The organism is Acidobacteriota bacterium (assembly GCA_040752675.1).
Lineage (GTDB): Bacteria > Acidobacteriota > Polarisedimenticolia > JBFMGF01 > JBFMGF01 > JBFMGF01.
Genome location: JBFMGF010000076.1, coordinates 1 through 6,396 on the forward strand (window position 1 = coordinate 1; position 6,396 = coordinate 6,396).

The following is a 6,396-nucleotide window of genomic DNA, read 5'->3' on the forward strand; positions in this document are numbered from 1 at the left end:
TAATATTTAGAATGTCAAGCAAAGAAGAGAAATTTCCTTTAAGAACGAAGAAACCAAATTTTTATCCTTCAAAGCGACAGACGAATGCTGTCTGTCAGATCACTGCCAAGGAGAATAATATGCGCACACTTTTGGTTTCATATAATAATATAAGGAGATCAATGTGAGGAATATGGAATATGTACTTGGACCGATGCGTCTTCCATTTTTGATCATAACTCCTGCCTGTGTTTTGTTGGGGCTCGGTACGGCAGTCTGGTCAACTGAGAAGGTGAGTGGTCTTTATTTTCTTCTGGCGCTCATCGGAGCGATTTCTGCCCATATCAGCGTGAATGCCTTCAATGAGTACTTTGATTTCAAAAGCGGTCTGGACGCGAGAACCACGCGCACCCCATTCAGCGGCGGTAGCGGTACATTACTTGAGAAGCCCGAATTCGCACGTCTGGCTCTGATTACCGCGCTCATTGCCTTTGCCATCACAGGCTTGATAGGCTTGTACTTTATCTATGTGAGAGGTTTATCCCTTCTGCCGCTGGGTGTTCTCGGACTTCTGGTCATAGCTGCCTATACCCCCTGGTTTGTCCACAATCCGTTTCTGAGTTTAATTTCACCCGGATTGGGTTTCGGGACACTGATGGTCATGGGCACAGATTTCGTTCTTACAGGCCGATACTCGTGGACGGCATTCATCGCATCGCTGGTGCCCTTCTTCCTGGTCAATGACCTGCTGCTCTTGAATCAGTTTCCGGATATCGAGGCGGATCGAAGCGTGGGCAGAAGAAATTTTCCCATAATCCTCGGCAGCCGGAGGAGCAGCTTGATTTATGGCGCATTCCTTCTCATGGCTTATCTGTCTATTGTCCTTGGAGTCATCCTGGGCTATCTACCGCATATCAGCCTTATAGGGTTGCTTACGCTTGTCATCGCTATTCCCGCCTTTATCGGTGCCTATCGTCATGGTGAAGAAACAAAGAGACTCATTCCATATATGATCTTGAATGTGATCATCAATGTTGTCACTCCTGTTCTGGTTGCCATCGGGTTACTGTTAGGATAGAGGAAAAAAGTCAGTTTCCTGAATAACCTCTGTCGCCATGGTTCGATCTTTTTCCCAGAATCTCTCGAAATGACAGAATTGAATGAATTGCTTCGCTATGACATTTTCTTGACACTCATGGGGCATTATGCTAAATTTTCACGCCATTTAGAAAGCAATTCATTCAATTTAAAGAGAATGGAGGAAAACAGAAAAGGAAGATGTATGAATATTTTCCCATTTTGATCCTTCTCGTCATCGGCGTTGTATTTCCCGTTGTCACCCTCCTCTTCGCCAAAGCCATAAGAGCCAGTAAAGAAGGCGAGATCAAGCTTGAACCATATGAATGTGGGATCGAGACGAGAGAGCAGGCCAGGGATAGATATTCCGTCAGGTATTACATCATCTCCGTTCTCTTCGTTGTCTTCGACGTGGAGACCATATTCCTCTTCCCGTGGGCGGTCAAATATCATTTCCTGAGATTGTTCGGTTTGATCGAGATGGGAATATTCCTCATCATACTGCTCATTGGATATTTCTACGCATGGAAGAAGGGAGCCCTTGAATGGGTCTGATAGAGGGAAGGTTCAGTCCAAACATTTTAATAACGACCGTTGACTCTGTCTTTAACTGGGCGAGAAAATCGGCTCTATGGCCGATGACATTTGGTCTTGCCTGCTGCGCAATCGAGATGATGGCCACCGGCGCTTCCCGGTTCGACATCGACCGTTTCGGAATGGGGATATTCAGAGCTTCTCCAAGACAGTCCGACCTGATGATCGTGGCTGGGACTGTGACGGAAAAGATTGCTCCAATTGTGAAGAGGCTCTACGATCAGATGCCAGAGCCGAAGTGGGTAATCGCCATGGGAGCATGTGCTACTTCAGGGGGCCCGTTCAACACTTACAGTGTCGTCCAGGGGGTTGATCGTCTGGTCCCAGTTGATGTCTACATCCCGGGCTGTCCGCCAAGACCTGAAGCGCTGCTCTACGGGCTCATGATGCTCCAGGATAAGATTGATTCCATGACCATAGCAAAGAAGAAAAGTGCGTGATGATGGCAGCGGAAGACAATAAGAATATCCCGCCAGGGGTGGGAGACGAAAAGAAGCCTCCAGAGAAAAAAACAGCGCCTCCTCCAAAGAAACCGGACTTTGATGAAGAGAAGTTGAGACGCGAAGTTCCTTCCCTTCCTCTTCAGAAATTGAGTGAGCGGTTTCCTGAAAGTATCGAAGAGGTCTCCTATTATGCCGGTGAAGTCATCATTCGAGTCCCGAAGGAAAAATTCCTCGATATCTGTTCCTTCCTGAAGGAAGACTCAGAACTCGAGATGGATTATCTATCCTGCATAAGCGGAATTGATTATCCCAACAGGGAGAAACGCTTCGATCTGGTCTATCACATTTATTCCATAAAGAAGAATCACAGGTTGACGCTCAAGATCTCCGTCGCAGAAGGGGAATCGGCTCCATCTGTCACAACTGTATGGAAGACTGCCAACTGGCATGAGCGCGAGACCTACGATCTGGTCGGAATCTTCTTCTCAGACCATCCAGCCCTCGAAAGGATACTGACCCCTGAGAATTTTGAAGGTCACCCTCTCCGGAAGGATTTCCCACTGGAAGGAAGAGCGGACGACCATATCAGATACAGGTGATCGTCCAATGTTTCGAACGACTGAAATGGTCATCAACATGGGTCCCCAGCATCCGAGCACTCATGGTGTCCTGCGGCTCCTGTTGAGGCTGGACGGGGAGACCGTCGTCGATTCCAAGCCTGTCATCGGCTACCTCCACAGAGGAATAGAGAAGCTCAGCGAAAGTAAGACGTACGTTCAGATTACGCCACTTACCGACCGGCTAGATTACGTCGCATCTTTTTCGGAGAATCTTGGGTACATAGGGGCCGTCGAAAAGCTGCTGGGGATAGAGGTTCCGCCAAGAGCAAACTACATCAGGGTTATCCTTGCAGAACTCCAGAGGATCGCAAGCCACCTCGTATGGCTGGCGACTCATGCGCTTGACATCGGTGCCATGTCTGTCTTCCTCTACTGCTTCAGGGAGAGGGAAGAGATCCTGGATCTCTTCGAATCGTTCTGCGGGGCAAGGCTGACCTACAACGCGGTCAGGATCGGCGGCCTCTACCAGGATCTGCCGGAAGGATGGGTGGAAGAGTGCAGGAAGTTCTGCGAGCTCTTCCCCTCGCGGATGAAAGAGTATGAAGACCTCCTCACGATCAACAGAATCTGGCTGCAGAGGACGATTGGAATCGGTGTAATATCTGCCGAGGATGCCATCAACATGGGACTGAGCGGTCCCATGCTGAGGGGATCCGGCGTAAAATGGGACATCAGGAAGGCTTACCCTTACGCCACCTACCGTGATTTTGATTTCGATGTCCCGATCGGGAAAAACGGCGATACATATGACCGGTACCTCATCAGGCTCGAGGAGATGAGACAGAGCCGCAGGATCATCCTTCAGGCTCTTGATCATCTTCCCGATGGCGAGATAAGAGCCAAGGTGCCGAGAAGGATAAAACCACCGAAAGGAGAAGCCTACCATTCTGTAGAAGGGCCAAGGGGAGAGATGGGTTTCTACCTCATCAGCGATGGTTCTGAGAAACCTTACCGTGTGAGGTTCCGTTCTCCTAATTTCGTCAACCTTCAGTCGCTTCCAAGATTGGTCGAAGGGCATCTCGTAGCCGATATCGTCGCCATCATAGGTACGCTTGACGTCGTTCTGGGGTGCGTGGACAGGTGATGCGATGTTGAAGAATCTGCTGATCAGCGTTGGGATTCCAGCCGTGCAGGGAGTAGCCGTCCTTCTCATCGTTCTCCTCATTGTCGCTTATCTCACGCTTCTGGAGAGGAAGGTCATCGCCTTCATGCAGGTAAGGCTGGGTCCGAGGAGAGTGGGACCGCACGGTCTCCTTCAGCCCATAGCAGACGTCATCAAGCTTCTCATCAAGGAAGACATCACTCCGAAAAATGCCGATAAATTCGTATTTGCCCTAGCCCCGATCCTGGCTGTTTTTCCAGCCATTGCCGCATTTGCCGTCATCCCCTTTGCGGGCCAGCCCGTCGAGATCTTTGGGATAAAGATCCGTCCCTATCTGAGTGACGTGAATGTAGGCCTCCTGTACCTTCTTGCCATTTCTTCGCTCGGCGTCTTCGGGATCGTCCTCGGGGGCTGGGCATCGAACAGCAAGTATCCGATGCTAGGCGGTCTGCGAAGCGCTGCTCAGATGGTAAGCTACGAGGTTCCGCTCGGATTTTCCATCATAGGCGTGCTGATGATCTCACAAACGGCAAGCATGGTCGGTATCGTGGAAGCCCAGAAAAATCTCGGATTCTGGTTTTTCATACCCCAGATCGTGGGACTCTTCATCTACTTTGTCAGCGGGGTTGCCGAGACGAACAGAACTCCTTTCGATCTTCCCGAGGCTGAAAATGAGCTCGTCGCGGGGTTCCATACCGAATACAGCGGGATGAAGTTCGCCTTCTTCTTCCTCGCGGAGTACATAAACATGATCGTCGTCGGGGCTATCGTGACGACTCTTTTCCTCGGTGGATGGCTTCCTCCGACCAGCGTCTTCCAGCGGTGGATACCGTTCCTGGGTACGGTGACTCCGTCTCTCGAAAATTTCTTCCCATTCTTGGGCCCTTTCGGATCCATGACCACCGGGATCTTCTGGTTCGCGACGAAGACATTCTTCATCATATACCTCTACCTGTGGCTGAGAGCAACCTTCCCGAGATATCGTTACGACAGGTTGATGGCTCTCGGATGGAAATGGCTCATTCCTCTTTCCATAGTCAATGTCCTCGCGACTGGAGCGGTCATTATCCTGCTGAAGAGTTTTTAGGATGCACATAGAGAAGAGAAAAAAGCTGAGCTTCCTGAAGAGGATATTCCTCATCGAACTGTTCAAGGGTCTCATGGTCACGCTCAAGAACCAGTTCCGGCCACATACGACCGTAGAGTACCCGAAGGAGAGGCTGGTTCTGAAGGAAAGGTTCCGGGGGGTTCCGAGGCTGCGGATGCACCCGGAGACTGCTGAAGAACTCTGCGTCGCCTGCGGAAACTGTGCCGAGGCCTGTCCCGATAACTGCATCACCGTTGTGGCTGAGACGAGAGCATCGGGGAAGGGAAAGCAGCCAAAGATCTTCATAATCGACTATGAGCGGTGTTGTCTCTGCGGGCTCTGCGTCGATCCGTGCCCGACGAAACCGATTTCGGCAATCTACATGTCGCACGATTATGAGCTTGCCTCTTACACGAGGGAAAAGTTCATCACGGAGAAGGACAGGTTATACAGCGGTCACGAAAAGAGGGAATATAAAAAGTAAGAGAGACGATGGACTATCACGTTTTATTTTTCTATCTGCTGGCGGCCGTCACCCTGCTCTCGGGGCTCATGGTCATTCTGATGAAGAATCCGGTGCATTCCGCAATCTTTCTGATCATCACATTCCTGGCCGTCGCAGGCATCTTCGTCCTCCTTAACGCCGAATTCCTTGCAGCCGTCCAGGTACTGGTATATGCCGGCGGGATCATGGTCCTCTTTCTCTTTGTCATAATGCTTGTTACTATGGGAGAACAAAAGACTGGGATGAGCGGGTTCAGGAAATTTCATGTTCTGATATCGATCCTCCTCGCCCTGCTCCTTGCTTCTTCTCTCATCTTCATCTTTTTCATTAACCCGTTTACATCTACGGAGCCGCAGGATACCAGTGTTCTTAATGGGGATGGGGGGAATCTGGAAACTGTTGGAGTAGGGCTGTACATGTATTACCTGCTTCCCTTCGAGGTTGCATCAGTCCTTCTCCTCGTCGCAATGATCGGTGCCGTGGTCCTTGCGAAATACAGGATATGATATGTTGACGACACTGACTTCGACTCACATTCTTATATTCAGTGCCCTTCTCTTCGCCCTGGGGGTAATAGGGGTCCTCGTCAGGAGGAATGCGATCATCATCTTCATGTCCATCGAGTTGATGCTGAACGCAGCCAACATCAACCTCATCGGATTTTCAAGATTCTTGCCCGATTTGACCGGCCAGATCTTTTCAGTATTCGTCATATGCGTCGCCGCCGGTGAAGTGGCCGTTGGCCTTGCCATCATCATCGCGCTGTTCCGGAATAAAGAGACGGTCAACGTTGACGAAATCAATCTGATGAAGTGGTAGACAGATGCTGAAGTTTGCATATTTGATAATCCTGTTTCCATTTATAGGGTTCCTGATCAACGGGCTCTTGGGGAGGAGGCAGATACCGAAGAGATGGGTGGGGTACATAGCGTGCGGGGCGGTATTTCTGTCGTTTCTGTTATCTGTCTGGATTTTCGTGGAGCTGAACG

9 protein-coding genes are annotated in these 6,396 nt (G+C 50.1%); all 9 read left to right on the top strand.

Annotation, left to right across the window (positions count from 1 at the left end):
• Positions 1–172: 172 nt before the first annotated feature.
• The 9 genes from AB1756_07405 to nuoK all read left to right on the top strand — a co-directional run bounded on the left by AB1756_07405 (position 173) and on the right by nuoK (position 6,226).
• Positions 173–1,057 (top strand): prenyltransferase, encoded by an 885-nt coding sequence (locus AB1756_07405; GenBank protein ID MEW5807154.1) that lies wholly within the window; start codon positions 173–175, stop codon positions 1,055–1,057.
• 200 nt (positions 1,058–1,257) lie between these two features.
• Complete coding sequence (gene ndhC / locus AB1756_07410; GenBank protein MEW5807155.1) at positions 1,258–1,611, top strand: NADH-quinone oxidoreductase subunit A; 354 nt, start codon at positions 1,258–1,260, stop codon at positions 1,609–1,611.
• Positions 1,602–2,090 carry an NADH-quinone oxidoreductase subunit B family protein gene (locus AB1756_07415; protein ID MEW5807156.1) on the top strand — a complete coding sequence of 163 codons (489 nt, stop codon included), beginning with the start codon at positions 1,602–1,604 and terminating at the stop codon, positions 2,088–2,090. Before ndhC ends, AB1756_07415 begins: the two co-directional genes overlap by 10 nt.
• Positions 2,090–2,692 carry an NADH-quinone oxidoreductase subunit C gene (locus AB1756_07420; GenBank protein ID MEW5807157.1) on the top strand — a complete coding sequence of 201 codons (603 nt, stop codon included), beginning with the start codon at positions 2,090–2,092 and terminating at the stop codon, positions 2,690–2,692. The genes AB1756_07415 and AB1756_07420 overlap by 1 nt, the downstream gene beginning before the upstream one ends.
• Positions 2,693–2,699: 7 nt before the next feature.
• Complete coding sequence (locus AB1756_07425; GenBank protein ID MEW5807158.1) at positions 2,700–3,797, top strand: NADH-quinone oxidoreductase subunit D; 1,098 nt, start codon at positions 2,700–2,702, stop codon at positions 3,795–3,797.
• 4 nt (positions 3,798–3,801) lie between these two features.
• Positions 3,802–4,902, top strand: coding sequence for an NADH-quinone oxidoreductase subunit NuoH (gene nuoH, locus AB1756_07430; protein MEW5807159.1), 1,101 nt, complete (start codon positions 3,802–3,804; stop codon positions 4,900–4,902).
• A gap of 1 nt (position 4,903) precedes the next feature.
• Entirely contained in the window at positions 4,904–5,386 is a 483-nt protein-coding gene (locus AB1756_07435; GenBank protein MEW5807160.1) for an NADH-quinone oxidoreductase subunit I, read from the top strand.
• An 8-nt stretch (positions 5,387–5,394) separates the two neighbouring features.
• Positions 5,395–5,913, top strand: coding sequence for an NADH-quinone oxidoreductase subunit J (locus AB1756_07440; GenBank protein ID MEW5807161.1), 519 nt, complete (start codon positions 5,395–5,397; stop codon positions 5,911–5,913).
• A 1-nt stretch (position 5,914) separates the two neighbouring features.
• A complete protein-coding gene (gene nuoK, locus AB1756_07445; GenBank protein MEW5807162.1) occupies positions 5,915–6,226 on the top strand; it encodes an NADH-quinone oxidoreductase subunit NuoK in 312 nt (103 codons plus the stop codon).
• Positions 6,227–6,396: the final 170 nt, after the last annotated feature.